A 25326-nucleotide genomic window follows, 5' to 3' on the forward strand; every position below is an offset into this window, starting at 1 on the left:
GGATGGCCAGGAGGGAGGAGAAGCGTCGGAGCACGGGTCAGATCGGTTCCGCAGCCAGCCGTAACCGGGCCGCCAGAGCGGACCGGTGGATTGCCGCAGAGTTCAGGTCGAGGAACAGACCGACCTGAACGGGGCCGCTGCCGCGGAACCCGCCCGCAGTGCGGGCAGCAGTCCGCCAGCAGTCGACGGTGCCGGGTGCAGGCGAAGGAGAAACCGAGCCTCCAGGACAACTGCCAGCGCCCCCCACTGGAGTGGAGGCAGTCCGGGCAGAACCGGGATCCCCGTCCGCGTCCCCAAAGGACATGCCGCGACACGGCCCGGCCTCCGGCACTCATCTGCAGGGCCCGTCCGTCGTAGTGCACCAGGGTCAGGGCAGTAACTGCCTCCGGGGCCGTCCCGGTGGCGTGCGCGACGGCAGCGGTCAACTGCTCGTCGAGGAAGATCGTCCAGTCTGCCGGGATGCCCCGGAACTGGTTCCCGGCCCGCTGCCGGACCGGGAAACCGAAGTGCAGCAGGACATCACCGAGTGTGGTGTCCATCCGCCTGGCCGTCGCCTCCAGCCAGGAGTCCAGTGCCTCGCCGGGCAGTGGAGACAGCCGGATCGGGAGGGTGCGGACCAGTGGTCTCATGCGGCTCGTCGGCTCCGGGCCCGCGGACGGCTGGTCAGCCGCTTCTTCTCCAGAGCGGCCTGGAGTTCGAGGCGGGCTGCTTCGGACGCCTCGTCGTTCTTCACCCGGTCCATCAGCTCCTGGTCCAGCCGTTCAGCGCCGGTGCGGACCGCCCGCTGGCAGCCGCGGTTGATCAGCGTCATCAGCGAGCCGATGTGTCCGGTGCTGCGGGCGAAGAGGTAGTCCGACAGGTCGTCCGCGAGCATGCCGGGGTGCTTGTCGGTGAGTACGACGCGCTGTTCGAGGGCCAGCAGCATCTGCCGCCATTCCCGGCGCCCGGCCTCCTCGTCGATGGTGAACGGACGCAGTCCCAGGCGTGTGGTGCGGCGGCCGGTCTGGGCCAGAGCGGTGTCACGCCCGTTCGTTCCCTCGCCGAACAGGCCCTTCTCCGCGAGTTCGACCCCGACCATCAGCAACGTCACCGGGAACTCGTTGGCGATCCACTTCAGGTGATTGCTCACCTCGATGCCGCTCTTCTGTCCCCATTTCAAAAAGTGCAGATCGTCCAGAACCACCAGACGGACATCGCAGGACAACACGCAGTCCAGCACCCGCCGTCCGAACTGGGCGGTGGTGCCCCGCCCAGTTCCGGGGTGGCCGAAGAACTCCAGCATGGCCCGGTTGAGGTCCTTCATCCCGGTGTTCCCGGTCAGCCCGACCCGGCAGACGGGGATCCGCTCGTGTCCCTGGCTCGTGAACGGGCCCGACTCCTCGATCTCCCGTTGGTGGAAGTCGCGGGAGAAGGCCAGCACCGAGGTCGTCTTGCCCAACCCTGGAAACGCGTCGACGGCCACTGCCCCCTTGGCCTTGTCGCCATCCTGCTCGTTGCTGTCGACGATGTCCCACAAGTCCTCGTGGAGCTCTGCCAGTTGTGGTGTCTTGACCGGGCCGATGTTCGCGTGCCACTTCCTGCGCTGCCGGTCGTAGTCCGCCCGCGCCTGCATGGCCAGGGACTTCAGCTGCTTCCGGGTCAGCAGATCGGGCCGACTGCGGCGAGGGCCCTCGGCGAACGCCTTGAAATCCTCCTTCCGCGACAGGGCGAGACTGTCCGGCTCCGGAACACGTTCCTCGCTCACACGTCCACCAGAGCCTCGGCGTAGAAGTCGTTCTCCTCGGCGAGGTCCTCCAGATCGACCTCGTCGTCGTCCCCCGTCTCCGTCACCACGTCGGGCTCGCGCGGTTCCGCTGTCTCCTCGTCCTGACCGAGGGCCTTGCGTACGGACGGAAGCGAGACGACCGTCTCCGCCTCACTCTCCGGAAGCTCGATAGCGGTCTGCTCGCGCGAGAGCCGCAGGGCCATGCGCCGCTCGGCAATCGTGGTGCCCAGCCCGAGGTTCCACCGCTGAAGCAAGTCGGCGACGGCCAGCCGATCGTCGGGAAAGCGATACTTCGAGGCGGCCAACTGCCGGGCAAATGTCAACGCGTCCTCACTCAGCGGCATCTCGGCCGACGGCGCGTGCTCCCAGGTCAGGGTGTGCCATTCGCGGGTTGTGGGGTTGCGGAAGTAGATCTTGGTGATGTCGTCGGGGTCCACCTGGAACGGCCAGCCGTTCTTGACCGGACTGTCGTAGGGGCTGCGGATACCCGGCTCGGGCAGGCCGGGACCGCTGTAGCGGCGCCGACCGATCTCGACCCCGTAGTGCTGAACCGTGCGCCACTTCGTGGCGAGGAACTCAAAGGCCAGGTCCTTGTCCCGCGGGACTTCAATCCAGCCGGCCCGGGCCATCCCGTGCTCGAACATCTTCGCTGGGGACATCCGCAGCCCCGGCACCCCCGGATCGACCAGACTCGCGTGCGGCCTGCAGTGATAGACCACCGCCGTCCACTCCTGGATCATCGCCTCCAACTCGTCCAGGAAGAAGAACGCATCGTCCTCCGGAGCCTCGCCCCGAGAGTGGATGTCCGGACCCTTGTAACCGGGAAGCGCCTCAAGCAGCCCTTCCCTCAAGGTCCGGAAATACCGCTCCACCGGTCCCTTGTCCCGGCCCGTCCGCAACCTCGCGGGCTGGATCGATATCCCCATCCGGCGGCAGACGCTCGTCAGATGCTCCGAGATGTAGACCTTGCCGTGATCGACCACCAGTGTCTCGGGCACCAGCGGTGGCGAGGCCAGCCCGGGACCGACGGCACCCTCGACGTCGACCAGGACCGTGCGCGGGATGCCGTGCTCGGGCCAGACCGCACCGCGTGGCCAGTCCCGCCCCGCCGGCCGCGGCCTGAACGACTGGAACAACACCGCGCTGACATCTACCGCCTTCGTCGACACCGGCGTCAGCCGGATCCCGGTGATGCAGCGGGTATACCAGTCCATCGCAACCGTCAGCTCGGCCTGCACCCACTTCAACGTCAGCGGATCGAACGCGAACACGTCCAACCGCGTGGTGTCCATCAGTAGATACTCACCCGGCCGCGCCGGCCGCAGCTTCCCGTACGGACCTTCCGGACGATCCGCGATATCCCGGTTCCGTTTCGTACTCAGCCGGAACAGCGGATGCCTCCGCTCCAGGCCCTCCAGCACCCGAAAGGCAGTCGCCCGGCTCGGCTGCGGCACCACCTCCGGACCGAACCGGGCAACCACCCGGGCCCGCGTCCGCTCAATCACCAGTGTCCGCGACGGCTTCGACTGATCAGTGTGCTCGACCATCACCTCCAGCGCGGTCTCCACCCACCGGTCATCGACCGACGGCTGCGTCGGTCCGGACAAGCCGCGCTTCGAGACAAGCCCGGCCTCACCATGACGCCGAAAATCCGCGACCCATTGCTTGATCGAGCGGACCGACACCCCAAGTTCCCGAGCCTTCGCTGCGTACTTGGCCTCGGCCGGCTCACCGGCCCCGTACTCGGTGCGAGGTTCTCCTTCGCGTACAAGTTCCGCACTGCCCGAGCGGTAGCCCGTCAGGACCTCGCGGACATGTTCTGCTCGTTCGAGGACTTTCCGCCGCTCATCATCACGCAGTTGGCCCAGGACAACCGAAGCGATCTCCTCAGCATCATCCGCCGACGGACCTGCCTGGTCAGGAACGATCTCGGCACGGTCGGAGAACAACAGTTCCTTCAGGGACAGCCGCCGGACGCAGCCATGCCCGTCCTTGAGGACCACCTCGTTTCCCCTGGTCGTCGCCGCCAGCTCGACCACTTCGACGGTCTCTCCGTCGTAGCGGAATCGCGTACCGACTCCGACGCGAGCCCCGGCCCTGCTCATGCCGCCTGGCGCAGCGTGCACGACGGGCCGAGTGGCTGGTCGAGATCGGTAACAAGACTCTGCGTCCAGAGCAAATGATGGATGGCTGACCGGACCTGGGGTTCCGGCTGGCCGGGCAGACAGGCTGCAGCCCGCCCCAAGGGCACCCCATCGAGATCAATTCCACGAAGCTCTTCCAGCAGGGCGGCGTTGAACAGCCAGTCCCTGCGGTAGCCCGCCAGAAATCGGACATTCTCCAGCTCCACCGTCGGAGGCTCGCTCCAGACCTCGTACTTCCATCCGCGCGCCTCCACCGCCTGCCGGGTCCAATCGAAGGTGAACGCGACCTCGGGCTTGGACACGCGGTGCAGTGGCTTGACGTCAACGATCACCGGCACCTGGTCGGTGAGCAGGAGATAGTCCGGGATGTGCTTGCGGACCTTCCCTTCCAGCACGGTCTGAAGCAGGAAGGGCTGAGCCACGATGCCGTGGACGCTGCGATCGAAGTCCGCGAAGAGCAATCGGGCCAGCTCCAGGCGGGACTCGTAGATGACGTGGTCGTGCATGGTCGCCGACCAGTAGGTACCCGAGTAGTGCTTCTGCCCTCGGCGCCAGCGGAAGACCCGCCAGGGCGCCGCGGAGAACAACAGATCTTTGGAAGCGGCGGGCCAGGCATACTCCTCGACCTCGTCGCCATCATGGCGGCGCACTCTGACCACAACTTCCGCAGCAATGCCCACGACGTACCCCCACCCAGACCATGGTCCGTACGACCAGACTGCCCACTGTCGAGAGCAGACGCCTGAGCTTGGAGCCAAGTAGCCCGAAAGAGTGAACGCGCCGACCTGCTTGTCTCACGACCGCTTCATAAGTGCAGCCGATATGAAGCGGAGCGTGAGACTGTGCAGCGAAATCTGAGACCCTACAGATCCGGATCAGGTCTGTGCCATGTCCACGAAGCGGGAGTAGTGGCCCTGGAAGGCGACAGTGATCGTGGCCGTGGGGCCGTTTCGGTGCTTGGCGACGATCAGGTCGGCCTCACCCGCGCGCGGGGACTCCTTCTCGTAGGCGTCCTCGCGGTGCAGCAGGATGACCATGTCCGCGTCCTGCTCGATGGATCCCGACTCACGCAGGTCGGAGACCATCGGCTTCTTGTCGGTGCGCTGCTCGGGACCACGGTTCAGCTGGGAGAGCGCGATGACCGGGATCTCCAGCTCCTTGGCGAGGAGCTTGAGGTTACGGGACATGTCCGAGACCTCCTGCTGGCGGTTCTCGGCGCGCTTGGAGCCACCGGACTGCATCAGCTGGAGGTAGTCGATGACGACCAGCTTGATGTCGTTGCGCTGCTTCAGCCGGCGGCACTTGGCCCGGATCTCCATCATCGACAGGTTCGGGGAGTCGTCGATGTAGAGCGGGGCGGCCGACACGTCCGGCATCCGGCGGGCCAGACGCGTCCAGTCCTCGTCGGTCATCGTGCCGGAGCGCATGTGGTGCAGGGCCACGCGCGCCTCGGCGGACAGCAGACGCATCGCGATCTCGTTGCGGCCCATTTCGAGGGAGAAAATGACGCTCGGCAGGTTGTGCTTGATCGACGCCGCGCGTGCGAAGTCCAGGGCGAGCGTGGACTTACCCATGGCGGGACGCGCGGCGATGACGATCATCTGGCCCGGGTGCAGGCCGTTGGTCAGGGAGTCGAAGTCGGTGAATCCGGTCGGGACACCGGTCATCTCGCCGCTGCGGGAGCCGATCGCCTCGATCTCGTCGAGGGCGCCCTCCATGATGTCGCCGAGCGGCAGGTAGTCCTCGCTGGTGCGCTGCTCGGTGACGGCGTAGATCTCGGCCTGGGCGCTGTTGACGATCTCGTCGACGTCGCCGTCGGCCGCGTAGCCCATCTGCGTGATGCGGGTGCCGGCCTCGACCAGGCGGCGCAGGACGGCACGCTCGTGGACGATCTCGGCGTAGTACTCGGCGTTCGCCGCCGTCGGCACGGTCTGGACGAGGGTGTGCAGATACGCGGCGCCGCCGACCTTGTTGATCTCACCGCGCTTGGTGAGTTCGGCGGCGATGGTGATCGGGTCGGCCGGCTCACCCTTGGCGTAGATGTCCAGGATGGCCTGGTAGATCGTCTCGTGAGCGGGCTTGTAGAAGTCGTGGCCCTTGAGGATCTCGACGACGTCGGCGATCGCGTCCTTGGACAGCAGCATGCCGCCCAGGACGGACTGCTCGGCCTCCAGGTCCTGCGGCGGGACACGCTCGAAGGAGGAGCCCGCACCGTCCCAGCCGCCGCTCTCCCGGCCGCGGTCGTGCTGATCGTCGCGGCTGCGGACGTCGCTGCGACGGCGGGAGGCAGGCAGACGGTCACTGGGTCCGCTGTCGGCCCACGGATCGTCCAAGGGCTCGGAAATGCTCACCGAGCGACCTCCTCCCGTCCGCACGGCGGACCTCGCCGTGCCCTCTTTTGTACGGCACGACACTGACAAATAAGAGGCCCAACTCCGGTTCTGGCGCGTCGGATTTATGACGTTTACCGGGCCGGGGGAAGGAGCGGGCGCCGGACAACCGTAGGCCCGTCGGCACCTTCAGCCAATCTGGTTATCCACAGGCCATGTGGACGACGGCCCCGATGCTGTGGAGAACCTGCCGAAACCTGTGCACGACTCGGTGGACAGCCCTGTGAACAAGCCCTCTATCAGCTCGACGACATCACCCTGACCTGCACCTTTGTCGTCCACCGGCTGTGCAGAAGAAAAACTTTCCCCATCGGGCCAAGATCGCTTCGAACGCTGCGCGAAAGTACGCGGCTCAAGACCCAGAGTAAGGGTCTCAAGATAGTTGCATCACTTACCTGTGGACGATTAGATTGATGCACATGACACAGGCTCCAGCCGTCCCCCCGGCCACCCGCCGCCGGCACGACCGCGAGATCGTCACACTCGCCGTTCCGGCGTTCGGCGCCCTCGTCGCTGAGCCGCTCTTCGTCATGGCCGACAGTGCGATCGTCGGCCATCTCGGCACCTCCCAGCTCGCCGGCCTCGGCGTCGCCTCGGCCCTCCTCACCACCGCGGTGAGCGTCTTCGTCTTCCTCGCGTACGCCACCACGGCCGCGGTGGCGCGACGGGTCGGAGCGGGCGATCTCCGGGCGGCGCTCCGCCAGGGCATGGACGGCATCTGGCTGGCCCTGTTCCTCGGCGCCGGCGTCATCGCCGTCGTTCTGCCGCTGGCACCCGGCATCGTGACGCTGTTCGGCGCATCCGCCACCGCGGCGCCCTACGCCACGACCTACCTGCGCATCTCGTCGCTGGGCATCCCCGCCATGCTGGCCGTCCTCGCGGCCACCGGTCTCCTGCGCGGCCTGCAGAACACCCGGACCCCGCTGTACGTGGCCGTCGCCGGCTTCATCGCCAACGCCGCGCTCAACGCGGGACTGGTCTACGGCGCCGGCCTGGGCATCGCGGGCTCCGCCTGGGGCACAGTCATCGCCCAGTGCGGCATGGCAGCCGTCTACCTCGGCGTGGTCGTCCGCGGCGCGCGACGGCACCATGCCTCCCTGCGTCCGGACCTCGCCGGCATCAAGGCTTCGGCACAGGCCGGAGTTCCCCTGCTCGTCCGCACACTGTCCCTGCGGGCGATCCTCATGATCGCCACGGCCATGGCGGCTCGCCTCGGTGACGCCGACATCGCCGCCCACCAGATCATCCTGTCCCTGTGGAGCCTGATGGCCTTCGCCCTCGACGCGATCGCGATCGCCGGACAGGCCATCATCGGCCGCTACCTCGGCGCGGGCGATACCCAGGGGGCTCGCGAGACCTGCCGGCGCATGGTGCGGTGGGGTCTCGCGACGGGTGTCGTCCTCGGGCTGATCGTCGTGGTCGCCCGGCCGCTCTTCCTGCCCCTGTTCACCAGCGACTCGGTGGTGAAGGACGCAGCGCTGCCGGCGCTGCTGATGGTGGCACTCTCCCAGCCCGTCTGCGGGATCGTCTTCGTCCTGGACGGCGTCCTGATGGGAGCCGGCGACGGCCCGTATCTCGCCCGGGCGATGGTCCTCACCCTGGCCGTCTTCGCGCCGGTGGCCCTGCTCGTCCCCACGCTGGGCGGCGGCCTCACCGCTCTCTGGGGGGCGATGACCCTGATGATGACCGTCCGGCTGCTCACCCTCTGGCTGCGCGCCAGGTCAGGCCACTGGATCGTGACGGGCGCGACACGCTGACCGTTTCACGTGAAACAGCCCGTGATCGCTCGTTTCACGTGAAACGAACCCGCCGCCCCGCACCCATGGGGTTGTCCTGACCGCATGGGAAAGGGGCCGCATCCCCGGAGGGATGCGGCCCCTTTCACCGGCTCGTGCGAGCGCGGCGATCACTCGGCGATCAGGCCGAGACGACCTCGATGTTGACCTTGGCGGCAACCTCGGGGTGCAGACGCACGGACGTCTCGTGGGCGCCCAGGGTCTTGATCGGAGAGGTCAGCTCGATGCGGCGCTTGTCGACCTCGGGGCCACCGGAAGCCTTGATCGCGGAAGCGATGTCGGCCGGGGTGACGGAACCGAAGAGACGACCGGCGTCGCCGGAGCGGACGGCCAGACGGACCTTGACGCCCTCGAGCTGGGCCTTCACGGTGTTGGCCTGCTCGATGGTCTGGATCTCGTGGATCTTGCGGGCGCGGCGGATCTGCGCCACGTCCTGCTCGCCACCCTTGGTCCAGCGGATAGCGAACTTCCGCGGGATCAGGAAGTTACGAGCGTAACCGTCCTTGACGTCAACAACGTCGCCGGCGGCACCGAGGCCAGAGACCTCGTGGGTGAGGATGATCTTCATGTTTCGGTCACCCTTCCCTTATCGCGCGGTGGACGTGTAGGGCAGCAGCGCCATCTCACGGCTGTTCTTCACGGCCGTGGCGACGTCACGCTGGTGCTGCGTGCAGTTGCCGGTCACGCGGCGGGCACGGATCTTGCCGCGGTCGGAAATGAACTTCCGCAGCATGTTCGTGTCCTTGTAGTCCACGTACGTGACCTTGTCCTTGCAGAAAGCGCAGACCTTCTTCTTAGGCTTGCGCACAGGCGGCTTCGCCATGGTGTTTCTCCTGTGTGATCAAGAAGTGGGGATACGAGCCCTAGAAGGGGGGCTCGTCCGAGTAGCCGCCGCCACCGCCGGAGTTTCCACCCCAGCCGCCGCCGCCCTGGTTGCCGCCGGCGGGAGCGCCGGAAGCCCACGGGTCGTCGGACTGAGAGCCACCCTGCTGGCCGCCGCCGGAGTTTCCACCCCAGCCGCCGCCACCCTGGTTGCCACCGCCGCCGTAACCGCCCTGGCCACCGCGAGCGCCACCACCGGCGGTCTTGGCGACCTTGGCCGTGGCGTTGCGCAGGCTGGGGCCGACTTCCTCGACATCCAGCTCGTAGACCGTGCGCTTGACGCCCTCACGGTCCTCGTAGGACCGCTGCTTCAGACGGCCCTGCACGATGACGCGCATGCCCTTCTGGAGCGACTCGGCGACGTTCTCCGCCGCCTGACGCCAGACCGAGCAGGTCAGGAACAGGCTCTCGCCGTCCTTCCACTCGTTCGTCTGGCGGTCGAAGGTGCGGGGGGTGGACGCGATGCGGAACTTCGCGACCGCCGCACCGGACGGGGTGAAGCGCAGCTCGGGGTCATCGACAAGATTGCCGACGACCGTGATGACGGTCTCGCCTGCCATGGGGAACCTCTCGGCGGGTTTGCTCTGGCTGCTTGCTTGCTACTCGAATCCCGAGATCAGCTGAGCCGAAGCTCAGTGCATCTCGGGACGGAGGACCTTGGTCCGGAGGACCGACTCGTTCAGGTTCATCTGGCGGTCGAGCTCCTTGACGACCGCAGGCTCGGCCTGCAGGTCGATGACCGAGTAGATGCCCTCGGGCTTCTTCTTGATCTCGTACGAGAGACGACGACGGCCCCAGGTGTCGACCTTCTCCACCTTGCCGTTGCCCTCACGGACGACGGAGAGGAAGTTCTCGATCAGGGGGGCGACAGCGCGCTCCTCCAGATCGGGGTCGAGGATGACCATCACCTCGTAGTGACGCATGTGGAACCCACCTCCTTTGGACTCAGCGGCCACGGTCGTTCCGTGGCAGGAGGGTTGTTATGCGTACGCAACGGTATCGGCCACCACTGACAAGTGGTGGCTCCGCGAAGAGCCGCCGCAGTGACCTGGGAAGGTCTGGGCAGACACCGGTGCAGACGTTACAGAGTACCCGCACACCGCTTCCGGTTGAAATCCGGCGGGGTGGACCGCCACTCTGTACACATCGGGTGTGTATGGCGCTACAGTGCGCCGCGATCCGCAGGAGGTGCCCACATGGCACAGGCATTGCGTCCCAACACCGCCGGATCCCTCTTCGCCACCGACGGCAAGCCCCATCCCCTCCAGGACACCCTCACCGTGGTGACCCTGGCCCTGGGCCTGCTGTCCTTCATCACCTGCTTCTTCGACGGTCTGCACCTGCTCGCCTCCTGGGCCGGGCTGGCGGGCCTCGTCGTCGGCGCCTACGGACAGTGGATCTCGGTGACCACACGGGAGCGCTTCGGCCTGATCCTGGGACTCGGTGCCTCGGGAATCGGCTTTCTGATCAGCATGGCCAACGGCGGTCTGTTCGGCGGTGTCATCGGCGGCTGAGGCCGCCGCGCGAGCCCGCGCTCCGCTCTCAGCCCCTCTCGGCCCGCCCTTTCACCCCCCTTTCCACCCATCCGTCGACCCCCTTCCGGGACGGCGGCCGATCGACGCGGCATCGCGGGACGTCCCGGCGGCCGGGAAGCCGGGACGTCGGTGCCGTACGCCCCAGTCAGGGCGCTCTCCAGGCGCAGTAGGCTTCGGCGCGAGAGCCGGAGCCCCTGTACCCATGGGGACACACCAGCCCGAGGAGCGCCCCGACATGAGCCTGACCCTGAGGACCATCAGCCGCGAGCAGCATCTGGCGTACATCCAGAGCCTGCCGTCGGCAAGCCACATGCAGGTCCCGGCCTGGTCCGACGTCAAGGCGGAATGGCGTTCGGAGAACCTGGGCTGGTTCGACGAGCGCACCGGCGAGATGGTCGGTGCCGGCCTGGTCCTCTACCGCCAGCTGCCCAAGATCAAGCGTTACCTCGCCTACCTCCCCGAGGGCCCGGTCATCAACTGGTTCGCGCCGAACCTGGACGACTGGCTGCAGCCGATGCTGGCCCACCTGAAGCAGCAGGGCGCCTTCTCCGTGAAGATGGGCCCGCCGGTGATCATCCGCCGCTGGGACGCGGAGACCATCAAGAAGGGCATCCAGAGCCCGGACGTGAAGCGCCTGCGCGACATGGAGGCCGACTTCATCGAGCCGCGCGCCTTCGAGGTGTCGGACAAGCTGCGCCGCATGGGCTGGCAGCAGGGCGAGGACGGCGGCGCCGGCTTCGGTGACGTCCAGCCCCGCTACGTCTTCCAGGTACCGCTGGCCAACCGCTCCCTGGAAGAGGTCCACAAGAACTTCAACCAGCTGTGGCGCCGCAACATCAAGAAGTCGGAGAAGGCCGGCGTCGAGGTCGTCCAGGGTGGTTACCAGGACCTGGAGGAGTGGCAGCGGCTGTACGAGATCACGGCCGTGCGCGACCACTTCCGCCCGCGCCCGCTGTCGTACTTCCAGCGCATGTGGACGGCCCTCAACACCGAGGACCCCAACCGCATGAGACTGTATTTCGCCCGCCACAACGGGGTGAACCTGTCGGCGGCGACCATGCTGATCGTCGGCGGTCACGTCTGGTACTCCTACGGCGCCTCCGACAACGTCGGCCGTGAGTTCCGTCCCTCGAACGCGATGCAGTGGCGGATGCTGCGCGACGCCTACGCGCTCGGCGCCACCGTCTACGACCTGCGCGGAATCTCCGACTCGCTGGACGAGACGGACCACCTGTTCGGCCTGATCCAGTTCAAGGTCGGCACCGGCGGCCAGGCGGCGGAGTATCTCGGCGAGTGGGACTTCCCGCTGAACAAGCTGCTCCACAAGGCGCTCGACATCTACATGTCGCGCCGCTGAGCCCCGGCGTTTGATTCCATAGCCTTCACAGCTCTCCCTCTCTGATCCACCCCAGCCACGAGAAAGGTCCCGGGTCCGGCCATGGCGCTCACGCTCTACGTCGACACCGCGCGCTGGCGGGCGCACCACAAGCACGTGCAGGAGCAGTTCCCGGGCCTCGTCCCGGTCTGCAAGGGCAACGGCTACGGCTTCGGACACGAACGGCTGTCGGAGGAGGCCACCCGCCTCGGCTCCGACATCCTCGCCGTCGGCACCACGTACGAGGCCGCGCGCATCAAGGACTGGTTCGGCGGCGACCTGCTGGTGCTGACGCCGTACCGCCGCGGCGAGGAGCCGGTGCCGCTGCCGGACCGGGTGATCCGCTCGGTGTCGTCGGTGGACGGCGTGTACGGCCTCGTGGGCGCCCGGGTCGTCATCGAGGTGATGTCCTCGATGAAGAGGCACGGCATCAGCGAGCAGGACCTGCCGCAGCTGCACCAGGCCATCGAGAACGTCCGGCTGGAGGGCTTCGCCATCCACCTGCCGCTGGACCGCACCGACGGCACGGACGCCGTCGAGGAGGTCATCGGCTGGATGGACCGGCTGCGCGCGGCCCGGCTGCCGCTGCACACCATGTTCGTCAGCCACCTCAAGGCCTCGGAGCTGGCCCGGCTCCAGCAGCAGTTCCCGCAGACCCGCTTCCGCGCGCGCATCGGCACCCGGCTGTGGCTGGGGGACCACGACGCCACGGAGTACCGGGGCGCCGTCCTGGACGTCACGCGAGTGGCCAAGGGCGACCGGTTCGGCTACCGGCAGCAGAAGGCCGCTTCCGACGGCTTCCTGGTCGTCGTGGCCGGCGGCACGTCGCACGGCGTGGGCCTGGAAGCGCCGAAGGCCCTGCACGGTGTGATGCCGCGGGCCAAGGGCGTCGCGCGGGCCGGCCTCGCCACGGTCAACCGGAACCTGTCGCCGTTCGTCTGGGCGGGCAAGCAGCGCTGGTTCGCCGAGCCGCCGCACATGCAGGTGTCGATCCTGTTCGTGCCCTCGGACGCGCCCGAGCCGAAGGTCGGCGACGAGCTGGTGGCCCATCTGCGGAACACCACCACCCAGTTCGACCGTCTGCTGGACAAGTAGCGGACCGCAGCCGGGCGGCACCACCGGACCGCCGGCAGCACGACCGGACCCCCCGCAGCACCACTGGTCCGCAAAAGGAGAAGGCCGTACACGCTTCTGCCGTGTACGGCCTTCTTCATGCCCTTCGACCGGGACAGGGCGGGTGTTCGCTCAGAGCGAAAGTTCCCCGTCCGGTGGCGTGCCCGGCCTTCCCCAGTCCACCTGGGCCGCCTCGCCGTCCGCGGGAGACAGCCGGCGGGACACCGGTCCGAACACGTGGACGTCCGGCGCGCCGTCGAGGACACCACCGGAGGGGTCGTCGTCGCCGGTCCGGCGGACCACGTCGTGCTCCGGCCTGAGGATGTCCCGTACGACGACGGCGCACAGGTACAGCGTGCCGAGCAGGTGCAGCGCGATCGCCCACTGGTAGCCGTGGGTCGGCAGGCCCTTGTGGGCGTCTCCGCTGGTCGTGTAGGCGAGGTACATCCAGATGCCCAGGAAGTACGCCACCTCGCACGCCTGCCAGATCAGGAAGTCCCGCCACTTGGGCCGGGCGAGGACCGCCAGCGGGACGAGCCACAGGACGTACTGCGGGGAGTAGACCTTGTTGGTGAGGATGAAGGCCGCCACCATCAGGAACGCCAGCTGGGCGAAGCGCGGCCGGCGTGGTGCGGTGAGGGTCAGCGCCGCGATGCCCAGGCAGCAGGCCAGCACCAGCACGGTGGCCGTGTTGTTCACGAAGCCGGTGCTGAGCGGGGTGGTCGAGTTCTGGGCCCAGATCAGCCAGAAGGAGCCGAAGTCGACGCCGCGGTCGTGGCTGAACCGGTAGAACTTCGACCAGCCCTGGAAGGCGAACAGCATCACCGGCAGGTTCACCACCAGCCAGGCCACCACCGCGCCGGCCGTCGCCCGGCCGAACTCCCGCCACCTCCCCGCCCGCCAGCACAGCACGAACAGCGGGCCGAGCAGGAAGACGGGGTACAGCTTGGCGGCCGTGGCGAGCCCCAGCAGCACGCCGAAGGCGACGGTGCGTCCCCTCGACCACATGAGCATCGCGGCGGCCGTCAGGGCCACCGCCAGGAGGTCCCAGTTGATGGTGGCGGTGAGCGCGAAGGCGGGCGCCAGAGCGATCAGGAGGCCGTCCCAGGGGCGCCTGCGGTGCGTACGGGCCACGCAGACGGCGATGACGGCGGCGCAGGCCATGAGCATGCCGGCGTTGACGAACCAGTACCACTGTTCCTGCTGCTGGATGCTGCCGCTGCCCGGCGTGAGCCAGGCGGCGACCTCCATGAAGACACCGGTCAGCACCGGGTACTCGAGGTAGTCCATGTCGCCGGGCAGCCGGTCGAAGTACGGCACGAGCCCGTCGGCGAAGCCCCGCCCCTGGTAGAGGTGCGGGATGTCCGAGTAGCAGGCGTGCGTGTACTGCGAGCTGGCGCCGAAGAACCAGGCGCCGTCGTAGCAGGGCGCCTTCTGGACGAGGCCGAGGGCGAACATGCCGATCGCGACCAGTGCGACGACCCGTACGGGAGTCCACCAGGACGTCCCGAGCAGGGCGTACCGCCCGACGGGGCCGCCGATCAGCTCGCTGCCGGCCGCGGCGACCTCGTCCTCCCTGGTCGGCCGTACCGGATCCGGCTCGTGCACGCTCGCTTGCGTCGATTCTGCACTGGGCATGGGCCACATCCTGCCGTACGCGTCCGGGAAGCGGTCCCCGCACCGGGGGTCTGTGTTCCGCGCGCACGGGAAAGTCGCGCGGACACGCGAAAGGGGCACCGGTTTCACCCGGTGCCCCTTGTCACGTCACGGACGGATCAGTTCTTCGTGCCTCCGAAGAACGTTCCGCCGCCGTTGTTGCCGCCTCCGCCGTTGTTGCCGACACCGCCGTTGGCGGCCCCTCCGACGTCGGCGCCGGTGGTGTCGGTCGACGTCGGTGTGGGCGACTGGCCGCCGTCGGCCGCACCACCGTTGCCGTTGGCATTGCCTCCGGTCTGGTTGCACTTCCAGTCCCACGGGGCGCAGGTCTGGGTCTGCGTCGGCGTCGGACTGGCCGACTCGGTGGGCGACGCGGTCGGCGACGGGGACGAGGTCGGGCTCGGGGCGACCGTCGGGGTGGGCGTGGGGCTCGGCTCGGCGTTGACGATCGTGCCGATCGGAGTCGGCGTCGGGAAGTTCATCACCGGCTGGCCCTGAAGTGCCTGCGACATGTAGTCGTGCCAGATCTCGGCCGGGAACGAAGCACCGTGGATCTTCGCCTGGCCACCCGTGTTGTACATCTCCAGGAACGTGCGGTTCTTGTTCCTGGCGTCGTCGTCCATGCGGAACATGCAGATCGAGGTGGACAGCTGGGGGGTGTAGCCCACGAACCACGCGGACTTGTTGCCGTCGGTCGTACCGGTCTTGCCGGCCACCTGGCGGCCAGGCAGCTTGGCCTTGGTGCCGGTGCCCTTCTCGACCACGTTCCGCAGAACGTCGGTGATGTTGTCGGCCACCTCCGCCGAGTAACCGTCCCGAGGAACGGCTTTGTGCTTGTAAGAGGTTCCGTCCGCGTCCTTGACTTCCATGACCGAGAACGGATCTCTCTGCTGCCCACTGGCGGCGAAGGTGGCGTACGCGCCGGCCATACGGATCGCGCTGGGGTCGGACGTACCGATTGAGAACGACGGGTAGTTGGCGCTGGCCAGACTCCCCTTGAGAATGCCCGCGTCTATAGCGCTCTGCTTGACCTTGTCCAGACCCACGTCCATGCCGAGCTGGACGTACGCGGTGTTGACCGACTCCTGCATCGCGTAGCGGAGGTCGACGTCGTAACCCGGTTTACCCGGTTCGACGACGTCCTTGTCGTCGTCATTGGTCTGGAGCCATTCCCTGCCCTTGTCGTCGGTCCAGACGTCCCCGTTGTACTGGTGGATCTTGAGCTTGTTCTTGCCGCTGTAGATGCTCTTGGGAGAGACGACGGTCCGCTCTTCACGCGGCTGGTCCGCAACCCCCTTCGGGTCGCGTACACCCCATTCCATCGCCGCCGCCAGCACGAACGGTTTGAACGTCGAGCCCACCTGGGCACCGGTCGCGTCGGCGTTGTCGGTGAAGTGCTTGGTCGCGTCCTCGCCGCCGTAGATGGCCTCGATGGCACCCGACTTAGGGTTCACGGACGCGCCGCCGAACTGGACGTACTTGTCGTACTTGGGCCGCAGGTCCGGCTTGATGTTCGCCGACCGGACCTTCTGGACGGCCTTCTCCAGCGCGTCGACCTTCTTCTTGTCGAAGGTCGTGCGGATCGTGTAGCCGCCCCGCTGCAACTGGAGTTCCGTGATGTCCGTGTTGTGGACGATGTACGACTTGGCGAGGTCGACCAGGTAACCGATCTGACCGCTCAGCCGGGTGTTCGACCGCGGGCTCTTGATGGGCGGGAGCGTGCGGTACTTGTCCCGCTCCGCGGCGGAAAGGTGGCCGTACTCCACCATCTTGTCCAACGTGTCCTGCATCTGCAGCAGGGCACGACGGGAGTTGTTGGCCTGAGTGGCGTTCACGTCGAGGTAGGTGGCGCCTGCCGGGTCGTAGTACGTGGCGCCCTTGACCAGTGCGGCGAGGAATGCGCACTGACCTGGATTCAAGTTCTTCGCGTCCTGGTTGAAGTACGCCCTGGAAGCAGCCTGAATGCCGTAGGCCCCCCGGCCGAAGTAAGCCGTGTTGAGGTAGCCCTGCATCACGTCTTCCTTGCGGACCGTGGCCCCCACCTTGATCGCGACGAAGATCTCCTTGAGCTTACGGGAGATGGTCTGCGACTGGTCGTTCAGCATGGCGTTCTTGACGTACTGCTGGGTGATGGTGGAGCCACCCTGCGTCTCGCCGCCCCGGGCCATGTTGAAGATGGCACGCCCGATGCCGTTCGGGTCCACACCACTATCGGTCTCGAAGGTCTTGTTCTCCTGCGAGATCACGGCGTAGCGCATCTTCGCGGGGATCTGCGAATAGTTCAGGTTCTGCCGGTTGACCTCGCCACCGGTGGCGACCATCACCTGGCCGTTGGACCACTCGAAGACGTTGTTCTGTGCCGAGGCCGCGTCCGCGACGTTCGGCACGGTCACCATCGCGTACCCGACACCCGCCACGGCCACCAGGCTTCCGACGAAGCCGATGAACATGCCGGTGACAAGCCTCCAGGACGGCACCCAGCGCTGCCATCCGTACTTGCCCGCACGGGGGTAGTCGATGATCCGTTTCTTGGCGGGCGGGGCCGAGCGCCCCCTGCCACGCCCCGGGCCGGCCGGGCCACCAGGGCCTCCGCGCCCGCCGCCGGGTTCGGCGGCGCGACGGCGGTTGCCACCACTTCTCTGCGTGGCGCGGCGCGCTTCGGCGCGGCTGCCGGCTTCCGGACCGTACGAACCGGATCCGGAAGCCGGCTCATAGGAGTCGGCAGAGGATCCGGCGGCGCCTCGCGGTGTCCCGCGGCGGCCGGAGGAAGGGTCGGGCTGGCCGCGTCGGGCCGCGGCACGTCCGCCTCCCTGCGGCGGCGGCGGTTTACGACGGTGCTCGCTCATCGAACGATTACTCCTCGGGCAGGCGCACCCGTGCGCGCCTGGAAACAGCGACTGGTTTCCGGTCCCCCCGAAATACGGATGTGGTCGGTCACGCATTCACCCGTACTGCACCGAGGACCACGACGCTCCCCGGGCATCACATGGTTCCCGGTGGTGTGCATGCCGCACAGACTACGCACCGCGAAAACGGCCGAGTCCCGGACTTCCCCCCAAACCAGGCAAGTTGCCTCCTGTGAATCATGGATGTGATCCCGTTCACCGTCGTCCCTCTTGTCGCACGGGTCGAGCCGTTCTATCGTCGGGATGTATCGAGTCGATACATCAGCGCGAGATAAAGACGCGGTGGACCGAGAGGAGGCGATCATGAGCCGTCGTTCCGGCATCCTCGAGTTCGCCGTGCTCGGACTGCTGCGCGAGTCTCCTATGCACGGCTATGAGCTGCGTAAACGGCTCAATACGTCCCTGGGTGTGTTCCGGGCGTTCAGCTACGGAACCCTCTACCCCTGCCTCAAGACGCTGGTCATCAACGGCTGGTTGATCGAGGAACCGGGCAACACCAGGGAGGATGCCGCCCCCCTCGCCGGACGCCGGGCAAAAATCGTGTACCGATTGACGGCAGAAGGTAAGGAGCACTTCGAGGACCTGCTCTCGCAGACCGGTCCCGACGCGTACGAGGACGAGCACTTCGCCGCACGGTTCGCCTTCTTCGGGCAGACCTCGCGCGACGTGCGCATGCGCGTGCTGGAGGGCCGGCGCAGCCGCTTGGAAGAGCGGCTGGAGAAGATGCGGGCGTCCCTCGCACGCACCAGGGAGCGCCTCGACGACTACACGCTCGAGCTCCAGCGCCATGGGATGGAGTCCGTGGAGCGTGAAGTGCGCTGGCTGAACGAGCTCATCGAGAGCGAGCGGGCCGGTCGGGACCGTAAGGGTGCCGAAACCGGGGAGTCCGCTCAGCAGAACACCACATCTGGAGCGACGGGCGGCCTGCCCCGTCCCGGGGATCACCCCGGGACGGATACGCCCGGCGACACCGCCACGTGACGGCCCGGTCAGGGCCTCACTCGTACACACAGGGAGCAACCGGAATGGGTTCGGTTCGCGTAGCCATCGTCGGCGTGGGCAACTGTGCCGCGTCGCTGGTGCAGGGAGTCGAGTACTACAAGGACGCCGACGCCGCGTCCAAGGTCCCCGGCCTGATGCACGTGCAGTTCGGTGACTACCACGTGCGTGACATCGAGTTCGTCGCCGCCTTCGACGTGGACTCGAAGAAGGTCGGTCTCGACCTGGCGGACGCCATCGGCGCCTCCGAGAACAACACCATCAAGATCTGCGACGTGCCCTCCACCGGGGTCTCCGTCCAGCGCGGCCACACCCTCGACGGCCTCGGCAAGTACTACCGCGCCACCATCGAGGAGTCGGACGCCGAGCCGGTCGACGTCGTCCAGGTCCTGAAGGACAAGCAGGTCGACGTTCTGATCTGCTACCTGCCCGTGGGCTCCGAGGACGCGGCGAAGTTCTACGCCCAGTGCGCCATCGACGCCAAGGTCGCCTTCGTCAACGCCCTCCCGGTCTTCATCGCCGGCACCAAGGAGTGGGCGGACAAGTTCACCGAGGCCGGTGTGCCGATCGTCGGTGACGACATCAAGTCGCAGGTCGGCGCGACCATCACGCACCGCGTCATGGCGAAGCTGTTCGAGGACCGTGGCGTGCGCCTGGAGCGCACCATGCAGCTGAACGTCGGCGGCAACATGGACTTCAAGAACATGCTCGAGCGCGACCGCCTCGAGTCCAAGAAGATCTCCAAGACGCAGGCCGTCACCTCCCAGATCCCCGACCGGGAGCTCGGTGACAAGAACGTCCACATCGGCCCGTCCGACTACGTCGCCTGGCTGGACGACCGCAAGTGGGCCTACGTCCGCCTCGAGGGCCGCGCCTTCGGCGACGTCCCGCTGAACCTGGAGTACAAGCTCGAGGTCTGGGACTCCCCGAACTCGGCCGGCATCATCATCGACGCCCTGCGCGCCGCGAAGATCGCCAAGGACCGCGGCATCGGCGGCCCGATCCTCTCCGCGTCCTCGTACTTCATGAAGTCCCCGCCGGTGCAGTACTTCGACGACGAGGCCCGCGAGAACGTCGAGAAGTTCATCCGCGGCGACGTCGAGCGCTAGCCCGGCCCGGCGCCGCGCCGGCGCCGAGAGAACGCTCCTGCCAGGGCTGTGAGGGTCCCCGGGTCTCTACCCGGGGACCCTCCGCGTGTGTGAGGCTGAGGCCCATGCCCGTCGTCAGTGACCTGCGCGTCCTGCTGCGCCTGCGGGACTTCCGGCGTCTGTTGTCCGTCCGGCTGCTCTCCCAGGGCGCCGACGGCGTGTACCAGGTCGCGCTCGCCGCGTACGTCGTCTTCTCTCCGGAGAAGCAGACCTCGGCCACGGCGATCGCCTCGGCGATGGCCGTCCTGCTGCTCCCCTACTCGCTGATCGGCCCCTTCGCGGGCGTTCTGCTGGACCGCTGGCGACGACGGCAGGTCTTCGTCCACGGCAACGTGCTGCGGGCTCTCCTGGCGGCGGCCACCGCGGTACTGATGGCCGCTCATGCGCCGGACTGGCTGTTCTACGTCTCCGCGCTGTGCGTCACGGCCGTCAACCGCTTCGTCCTCGCCGGTCTGTCCGCCGCGCTGCCACGCGTGGTGGACGCGGACCTCCTGGTCCTGGCCAACTCCCTGTCCCCGACCGCCGGGACGCTCGCCGCGACGGCCGGCGGCGGGCTCGCCTTCGGCGTACGGCTCCTCACGCCCGGCTCCGACGCCACCGTGGTGCTGCTGGGCGCCGTCCTCTACCTCTGTGCCGGCCTGACATCCCTCAGCCTGGCCCTCGCACGACTGGGCCCGGACCGGAAGGCGACGCGCCCCCGCCTGCGGACCGCGCTCGCCGAGACGGCTCGCGAACTGCTCGCCGCCGGCCGGCACCTGGCGGCACCCCGGCGCAGGGGAGCCACCCTGGCACTCGGGGCGATGACCGCGATGCGCTTCTGCTACGGCGCGCTGCTCGTCCTGCTGCTCATGCTGTGCCGGTACGGCCTCTCCTCCACTCCCGAGGACGGACTCCGGCTGCTGGGACTGGCGCTGGCGGTCTCCGGCGCGGGATTCTTCGGCGCGGCCGTGGTGACACCGTGGGCAGTAGGACGCATCGGCCCCGGAATGTGGATCGCGGTGTGCGCGGGCGCCGCGACCGTTCTCGAGCCGGCGCTCGGCCTGCCCTTCGCCACCGGCCCTCTCCTGGCCGCGACCTTCACGCTCGGCCTGATCACCCAGGGCGCCAAGATAGCCACGGACACGATCGTCCAGGCTTCGGTCGAGGACAGCTTCCGAGGGCGCGTCTTCTCCGTCTACGACGTCCTGTTCAACGTCGCGTTCGTCGGAGCCGCCGCGGTGGCGGCCCTCATACTCCCGCCGGACGGCCACTCGGCGTCCCTGGTGCTGCTCACTGCTCTGCTCTACGGCATCGTCACAGCGATCGCGGCGCGTTACGAACGGCGCCAGAACAGCGGAAAGGGTGCTGTTTCACGTGAAACATCGCCCGCCTCGGCTCGGGAAGCAGAGACGCAGATCTGAAGCCGAACGGCATTCGTGCCGAGTCATTGACACAAGAGAGCCTGGTGACGTTTCGCGCTGTTTCACGTGAAACATCACCAGGCTTCCCGGCCCGGCTCGCGGCCTCAGTCCTGCTCGGCCCACCACTCCTTGAGGGCGGCCACCGCGGCGTCGTGCTCCATCGGGCCGTTCTCCAGGCGCAGCTCCAGCATGTGCTTGTACGCCTTGCCGATGGCGGGGCCCGGGCTGACGCCCAGGATCTCCATGATCTGGTTGCCGTCCAGGTCGGGGCGGATGGAATCGAGCTCCTCCCGCTCCTGGAGCTCGGCGATGCGCTCTTCCAGCCCGTCGTACGTGCGGGACAGCGCGGCCGCCTTGCGCTTGTTCCGGGTGGTGCAGTCGGACCGGGTCAGCTTGTGCAGGCGGTCCAGCAGCGGGCCGCCGTCACGGACGTAGCGGCGGACCGCCGAGTCCGTCCACTCGCCGGTGCCGTAGCCGTGGAAGCGCAGATGGAGCTCGACCAGGCGCGAGACGTCCTTGACCAGCTCGTTGGAGTACTTCAGGGCCGTCATGCGCTTCTTGGTCATCTTCGCCCCGACCATCTCGTGATGGTGGAACGAGACACGGCCGTCCTTCTCGAAGCGGCGCGTGCGCGGCTTGCCGATGTCGTGCAGCAGCGCCGCCAGGCGGAGCGTGAGGTCGGGACCGTCCTGCTCCAGCGCGATGGCCTGCTCCAGCACGATCAGCGAGTGCTCGTAGACGTCCTTGTGCCGGTGGTGCTCGTCACTCTCCAGGCGCAGCGCGGGCAGCTCGGGCAGGACGTGGTCGGCCAGCCCGGTGTCGACCAGCAGAGCCAGCCCCTTGCGCGGGTGGGCGGACAGGACCAGCTTGTTCAGCTCGTCCCGGACCCGCTCGGCCGAGACGATCTCGATGCGTCCGGCCATCTCCGTCATCGCGGCGACAACCTCGGGGGCGACCTCGAAGTCCAGCTGGGCGGAGAACCGCGCGGCGCGCATCATGCGCAGCGGGTCGTCGGAGAACGAGGCCTCCGGCGTGCCGGGGGTACGCAGCACCCGGGCCGCGAGATCGTCACGACCGCCGTACGGGTCGATGAACTCCTTCTCCGGCAGCGCCACGGCCATCGCGTTGACCGTGAAATCGCGGCGGACCAGGTCCTCCTCGATGGAGTCGCCGTAGGACACCTCGGGCTTGCGCGAGGTGCGGTCGTACGCCTCCGACCGGTAGGTGGTGATCTCGATCTGGTAGCCGTCCTTCTGGGCACCGACCGTGCCGAAGGCGATCCCGACCTCCCAGACGGCGTCCGCCCAGGGGCGCACGATCTTCAGCACGTCCTCGGGACGCGCGTCGGTGGTGAAGTCCAGATCGTTACCCAGCCGGCCGAGCAACGCGTCGCGGACCGATCCGCCGACCAGGGCGAGCGAGAACCCGGCCTCCTGGAAGCGGCGGGCGAGGTCGTCGGCGACGGGAGCCACCCGCAGCAGCTCGCTCACCGCGCGCTGCTGCGCCTGGCTCAGGGCAGCGGGAGTGTCTTCGTTGGGGTTCGGCACAACAGAACAGGGTACGTGGCGCGGGCGGCCGCGGTCGCCTCGATCGAGCGGCACGGACGCCTCCCGTCATACCCGCACAAGGCACTGCCCTTGCGGCGTACACCAGCTCTCCACTCGATACTGGATATAGAGGACGGGTCGCCGCCGATTGCCGATCTTGTGGAGCGGTCCGCGGCACTTCACCTCCGCGAGCATCGTTACCATGCGTGGACGCACATTCCGACGACCACTGACGACGACGAGGGACGGGCGAGCGCGTGGCCGAGGCGGCTGACTTCCAGGGGACCAGTGCCTCACCTGCCCGGCGCTGGATGCGGCACACCGGGGCACTGCTCGCCGGAGCGCCGTTGCTGGCCGGGCTGATGCAGCTGCCCGCCGCGGCGCCCGCACAGGCGGCCTCCGCGGACACCGTGTCCGTCTCGCTGGACTCGCTCAGTCCCACCGCGCCCACCGACGGGGACACCGTGACGGTGTCCGGCACGGTGACCAACAACGGCAAGCGCATGGTCACCGGCGCCCATGTGAACCTGCGGGTGGGACCCGAGCTGAACACGCGCTCGGCGATCGACGCCGTCGCCCGGCACTCCGACGATGTGCAGAACGACACAGGGACCGAGGTCGGCGGCAAGTACACGCAGAAGTTCGCCAAGCTGGCTCCCGGCGTCGCGGAGCACTTCAGCATCTCGGTCCCCGTGGACAAGCTGGACCTCGGCGACGACGGCGTCTACGCCTTCGGGGTCGCTCTGTCCGGCCAGACCTCGGCGCGCCCCTGGGACCAGATGCTCGGCATCCAGCGGACCTTCCTGCCCTGGCAGCCGTCCGAGGCGGGCACCAGGACCAGGACGACGTTCCTGTGGCCGCTGCTGTCCACGGTGCACATGTCCGCCAGGACGGGGGCCGGGGAGCTGCAGACACCGGTCTTCCTCAACGACGATCTGGCCGACGACCTCGAGCCGGGCGGCCGGCTGTCGCAGATGGTGCAGCTGGGCAAGGACCTCGACATCACCTGGGTGATCGACCCGGACCTGCTGGCCTCGGTCGACGCGATGGCCAAGGGCTACCGGATCCAGGCCCCCGGCGGGACCACCACGGCGGGCCCGCGGGATCACCAGGAGCTCGCCAAGCAGTGGCTGGACGGTCTGCAGAAGGCCGTGGCGGGCAAGGAAGTCGTCGCGCTGCCCTTCGCCGACCCGGACCTGGCCTCGCTCGCGCACAACGGCACCAGCGTCACCGGTTCGCTCAGCCACCTCAAGGACGCGACCGACGTCGCCGCCACGACCGTCAAGACCGTGCTCCACGTCACGCCGAACACGGACTACGCGTGGCCGGTGGACGGTGCCGTCGACCCGTCGATCATCAAGGTCGCAACCTCCGCGGGTGCCGACCGGGTGATCGCCCGCAGCGACAGCCTCCAGGAGAGCTCCCGGCTCCCCTACACCCCGTCCGCCGCGCGCCCGATCGGCGGCGGCACCACGGCGGTGGTCTCCGACGCACGGCTGTCCACGGCCTTCGAGGGCGACCTGACCAAGGCCGGCTCCGCCACGCTCGCCGTACAGCAGTTCCTGGCGCAGAGCCTCGAGGTGAACGCCCAGTCGGACAAGCAGCGCAGCATCGTGGTGGCCCCGCAGCGCATGCCGTCGGCGAGCCAGGCCCAGGCGATGGCGGCGGCGCTGAAGACGCTCCAGGCCGGCGGCTGGTCCCAGCCCCAGGACCTGACGGCCGCGGTCAAGGCCAAGCCGGACCCGCGCGCGACCACACACATCCCCTCGATGTCCGCGTACCCGTCCTCGCTGCGCAGGCAGGAACTGCCGAAGGACGCCTTCGGCCAGATCGCACGCACGCAGGACAAGCTCGACAACTTCCAGGTGATCCTCACCGACCAGTCCCGCGTGGTCACCCCGTTCGGGCGGGCCATAAACCGGGAGATGTCCACGGCGTGGCGCGGCCGCGGCGAGGAGGCGGGCACCTTCCGCGACGGTGTCGAGGACTGGCTCGACGGCCTCTCCGACGAGGTCAAGCTGATCGACAAGTCGGAGACGAAGCTCTCCGGCCGCAGCGCGACCATCCCGGTGACCGTGCAGAACAACCTGGTGCAGCCCGTCGACCACCTGGTCCTGCGGGTCACCTCCACCATGCCGACCCGTCTGAAGATCGGCGGCAAGGCGTACTACGAGCAGCCCGTCGACGTCTCCGGCGGACACAGCCAGTCGGTGAAGTTCCCCACCTCGGCCAACGCCAACGGCCGGGTCGGTGTCATCGCGCAGCTGTACACCGAGGACGGCCAGGAGTACGGGGACCCCGTCGGCTTCGACGTGAAGGTCACCGAGGTCACGCCCACGGTCATGCTGGTCATCGCCATCGGTGTGCTCCTCCTGGTCCTCGCCGGCTTCCGGATGTACACCCAGCGCAAGCGCGCGGCCGCGCGGCAGGCCGAGGACGGCGGTCCCGACGGGGCGGGGGAGCACACCGACGGCGGCCCCGGGAACCCCGGCACCCCCGGTGACCGTCTCCCCGAGGAGTCCGGATCCCCGTCCGGGGCGGACGACCCGGACCAGCCGAGTGACCCTGCGCCGGACACCGCACCGGAAAGCGCCGACCCTTCGGGGACGGGTGAGAGAGTGGACCGTTGAGCGATGTCGTGGCCGGTGTGGCCCGGGACGATGAGGTGGG

Annotated in this window: 19 protein-coding genes and 1 pseudogene; 8 read left to right on the forward strand and 12 right to left on the reverse strand. The window is 68.0% G+C overall.

The window, feature by feature from the left end:
* Positions 1 to 188: 188 nt before the first annotated feature.
* From ACIPRD_RS29080 to dnaB, 5 genes and pseudogenes are all read right to left on the reverse strand, one after another.
* A pseudogene (locus ACIPRD_RS29080) lies at positions 189 to 629 on the reverse strand (TniQ family protein); the annotation flags it as partial.
* Positions 626 to 1744: an AAA family ATPase gene (locus tag ACIPRD_RS29085; RefSeq protein ID WP_401567318.1), complete on the reverse strand. Its 1119-nt coding sequence runs from the start codon at positions 1742 to 1744 to the stop codon at positions 626 to 628. The gene ACIPRD_RS29085 and the pseudogene ACIPRD_RS29080, both read right to left, overlap by 4 nt.
* Positions 1741 to 3870, reverse strand: a complete 2130-nt coding sequence (locus tag ACIPRD_RS29090) for a helix-turn-helix domain-containing protein (RefSeq protein WP_401567321.1) — start codon at positions 3868 to 3870, stop codon at positions 1741 to 1743. Before ACIPRD_RS29090 ends, ACIPRD_RS29085 begins: the two co-directional genes overlap by 4 nt.
* A complete protein-coding gene (locus ACIPRD_RS29095) occupies positions 3867 to 4589 on the reverse strand; it encodes a TnsA-like heteromeric transposase endonuclease subunit (RefSeq protein ID WP_401567323.1) in 723 nt (240 codons plus the stop codon). The genes ACIPRD_RS29090 and ACIPRD_RS29095 overlap by 4 nt, the downstream gene beginning before the upstream one ends.
* A gap of 195 nt (positions 4590 to 4784) precedes the next feature.
* Entirely contained in the window at positions 4785 to 6260 is a 1476-nt protein-coding gene (dnaB, locus tag ACIPRD_RS29100) for a replicative DNA helicase (protein WP_401567325.1), read from the reverse strand.
* A gap of 458 nt (positions 6261 to 6718) precedes the next feature.
* Between dnaB and ACIPRD_RS29105 the strand changes: the two genes are divergently transcribed.
* A complete protein-coding gene (locus tag ACIPRD_RS29105; RefSeq protein WP_401567328.1) occupies positions 6719 to 8056 on the forward strand; it encodes an MATE family efflux transporter in 1338 nt (445 codons plus the stop codon).
* 160 nt (positions 8057 to 8216) lie between these two features.
* On the opposite strand, the gene rplI is transcribed toward ACIPRD_RS29105, so the two are convergent.
* The 4 genes from rplI to rpsF all read right to left on the reverse strand — a co-directional run bounded on the left by rplI (position 8217) and on the right by rpsF (position 9900).
* The gene (gene rplI / locus ACIPRD_RS29110; RefSeq protein ID WP_356402125.1) at positions 8217 to 8663 is read right to left on the reverse strand and encodes a 50S ribosomal protein L9; all 447 of its coding nucleotides are present in this window, start codon (positions 8661 to 8663) and stop codon (positions 8217 to 8219) included.
* An 18-nt stretch (positions 8664 to 8681) separates the two neighbouring features.
* Entirely contained in the window at positions 8682 to 8918 is a 237-nt protein-coding gene (rpsR, locus tag ACIPRD_RS29115; protein ID WP_003949403.1) for a 30S ribosomal protein S18, read from the reverse strand.
* A 40-nt stretch (positions 8919 to 8958) separates the two neighbouring features.
* Entirely contained in the window at positions 8959 to 9537 is a 579-nt protein-coding gene (locus ACIPRD_RS29120; protein WP_356402123.1) for a single-stranded DNA-binding protein, read from the reverse strand.
* A 72-nt stretch (positions 9538 to 9609) separates the two neighbouring features.
* Complete coding sequence (gene rpsF / locus ACIPRD_RS29125) at positions 9610 to 9900, reverse strand: 30S ribosomal protein S6 (protein ID WP_086797674.1); 291 nt, start codon at positions 9898 to 9900, stop codon at positions 9610 to 9612.
* Between the two features lie 273 nt (positions 9901 to 10173).
* Here rpsF and ACIPRD_RS29130 point away from each other — a divergent pair, with 273 nt between their 5' ends.
* The 3 genes from ACIPRD_RS29130 (at position 10174) to ACIPRD_RS29140 (ending at position 12982) form a co-directional block, all read left to right on the forward strand.
* Positions 10174 to 10491, forward strand: a complete 318-nt coding sequence (locus ACIPRD_RS29130) for a hypothetical protein (RefSeq protein ID WP_356402120.1) — start codon at positions 10174 to 10176, stop codon at positions 10489 to 10491.
* A 256-nt stretch (positions 10492 to 10747) separates the two neighbouring features.
* A complete protein-coding gene (locus ACIPRD_RS29135; protein WP_356402118.1) occupies positions 10748 to 11869 on the forward strand; it encodes a peptidoglycan bridge formation glycyltransferase FemA/FemB family protein in 1122 nt (373 codons plus the stop codon).
* Between the two features lie 81 nt (positions 11870 to 11950).
* Positions 11951 to 12982 (forward strand): alanine racemase, encoded by a 1032-nt coding sequence (locus ACIPRD_RS29140; protein WP_356402117.1) that lies wholly within the window; start codon positions 11951 to 11953, stop codon positions 12980 to 12982.
* 150 nt (positions 12983 to 13132) lie between these two features.
* Here the strand turns inward: ACIPRD_RS29140 and ACIPRD_RS29145 are convergent, their stop codons facing one another.
* Together ACIPRD_RS29145 and ACIPRD_RS29150 are read right to left on the reverse strand one after the other, a co-directional pair.
* Positions 13133 to 14638 carry a glycosyltransferase 87 family protein gene (locus tag ACIPRD_RS29145; RefSeq protein WP_356402114.1) on the reverse strand — a complete coding sequence of 502 codons (1506 nt, stop codon included), beginning with the start codon at positions 14636 to 14638 and terminating at the stop codon, positions 13133 to 13135.
* 137 nt (positions 14639 to 14775) lie between these two features.
* The gene (locus tag ACIPRD_RS29150; protein WP_401567334.1) at positions 14776 to 17502 is read right to left on the reverse strand and encodes a transglycosylase domain-containing protein; all 2727 of its coding nucleotides are present in this window, start codon (positions 17500 to 17502) and stop codon (positions 14776 to 14778) included.
* A gap of 363 nt (positions 17503 to 17865) precedes the next feature.
* On the opposite strand from ACIPRD_RS29150, the gene ACIPRD_RS29155 reads away from it, so the two are divergent.
* The 3 genes from ACIPRD_RS29155 (at position 17866) to ACIPRD_RS29165 (ending at position 21109) form a co-directional block, all read left to right on the forward strand.
* The gene (locus tag ACIPRD_RS29155; protein ID WP_356402110.1) at positions 17866 to 18543 is read left to right on the forward strand and encodes a helix-turn-helix transcriptional regulator; all 678 of its coding nucleotides are present in this window, start codon (positions 17866 to 17868) and stop codon (positions 18541 to 18543) included.
* A 44-nt stretch (positions 18544 to 18587) separates the two neighbouring features.
* Entirely contained in the window at positions 18588 to 19670 is a 1083-nt protein-coding gene (locus ACIPRD_RS29160; protein WP_401567337.1) for an inositol-3-phosphate synthase, read from the forward strand.
* Positions 19671 to 19774: 104 nt separating this feature from the next.
* Complete coding sequence (locus tag ACIPRD_RS29165; RefSeq protein ID WP_401567340.1) at positions 19775 to 21109, forward strand: MFS transporter; 1335 nt, start codon at positions 19775 to 19777, stop codon at positions 21107 to 21109.
* Between the two features lie 104 nt (positions 21110 to 21213).
* Here ACIPRD_RS29165 and ACIPRD_RS29170 read toward each other — a convergent pair whose 3' ends face one another.
* Positions 21214 to 22656 carry a CCA tRNA nucleotidyltransferase gene (locus tag ACIPRD_RS29170; RefSeq protein WP_356402104.1) on the reverse strand — a complete coding sequence of 481 codons (1443 nt, stop codon included), beginning with the start codon at positions 22654 to 22656 and terminating at the stop codon, positions 21214 to 21216.
* Between the two features lie 257 nt (positions 22657 to 22913).
* On the opposite strand from ACIPRD_RS29170, the gene ACIPRD_RS29175 reads away from it, so the two are divergent.
* Positions 22914 to 25286, forward strand: coding sequence for a DUF6049 family protein (locus ACIPRD_RS29175; protein WP_401567343.1), 2373 nt, complete (start codon positions 22914 to 22916; stop codon positions 25284 to 25286).
* Positions 25287 to 25326 lie beyond the last annotated feature (40 nt).

Origin of the sequence: Streptomyces sp. NPDC090108, assembly GCF_044747185.1 — a bacterium.
In the GTDB taxonomy this organism is placed as follows: Bacteria; Actinomycetota; Actinomycetes; order Streptomycetales; family Streptomycetaceae; genus Streptomyces.

Excerpts from the sequence above, each read along its gene's own strand:
- ACIPRD_RS29160 (WP_401567337.1), top strand. The coding sequence starts at position 18,588 with ATGGGTTCGGTTCGCGTAGCCATCGTCGGCGTGGGCAACTGTGCCGCG.
- ACIPRD_RS29155 (WP_356402110.1), top strand. The coding sequence starts at position 17,866 with ATGAGCCGTCGTTCCGGCATCCTCGAGTTCGCCGTGCTCGGACTGCTG.
- ACIPRD_RS29105 (WP_401567328.1), top strand. The coding sequence starts at position 6,719 with ATGACACAGGCTCCAGCCGTCCCCCCGGCCACCCGCCGCCGGCACGAC.
- rplI (WP_356402125.1), bottom strand. The coding sequence starts at position 8,663 with ATGAAGATCATCCTCACCCACGAGGTCTCTGGCCTCGGTGCCGCCGGC.
- ACIPRD_RS29135 (WP_356402118.1), top strand. The coding sequence starts at position 10,748 with ATGAGCCTGACCCTGAGGACCATCAGCCGCGAGCAGCATCTGGCGTAC.
- ACIPRD_RS29165 (WP_401567340.1), top strand. The coding sequence starts at position 19,775 with ATGCCCGTCGTCAGTGACCTGCGCGTCCTGCTGCGCCTGCGGGACTTC.
- ACIPRD_RS29120 (WP_356402123.1), bottom strand. The coding sequence starts at position 9,537 with ATGGCAGGCGAGACCGTCATCACGGTCGTCGGCAATCTTGTCGATGAC.
- ACIPRD_RS29145 (WP_356402114.1), bottom strand. The coding sequence starts at position 14,638 with ATGCCCAGTGCAGAATCGACGCAAGCGAGCGTGCACGAGCCGGATCCG.
- rpsF (WP_086797674.1), bottom strand. The coding sequence starts at position 9,900 with ATGCGTCACTACGAGGTGATGGTCATCCTCGACCCCGATCTGGAGGAG.
- ACIPRD_RS29130 (WP_356402120.1), top strand. The coding sequence starts at position 10,174 with ATGGCACAGGCATTGCGTCCCAACACCGCCGGATCCCTCTTCGCCACC.
- ACIPRD_RS29150 (WP_401567334.1), bottom strand. The coding sequence starts at position 17,502 with ATGAGCGAGCACCGTCGTAAACCGCCGCCGCCGCAGGGAGGCGGACGT.
- rpsR (WP_003949403.1), bottom strand. The coding sequence starts at position 8,918 with ATGGCGAAGCCGCCTGTGCGCAAGCCTAAGAAGAAGGTCTGCGCTTTC.
- ACIPRD_RS29140 (WP_356402117.1), top strand. The coding sequence starts at position 11,951 with ATGGCGCTCACGCTCTACGTCGACACCGCGCGCTGGCGGGCGCACCAC.
- ACIPRD_RS29090 (WP_401567321.1), bottom strand. The coding sequence starts at position 3,870 with ATGAGCAGGGCCGGGGCTCGCGTCGGAGTCGGTACGCGATTCCGCTAC.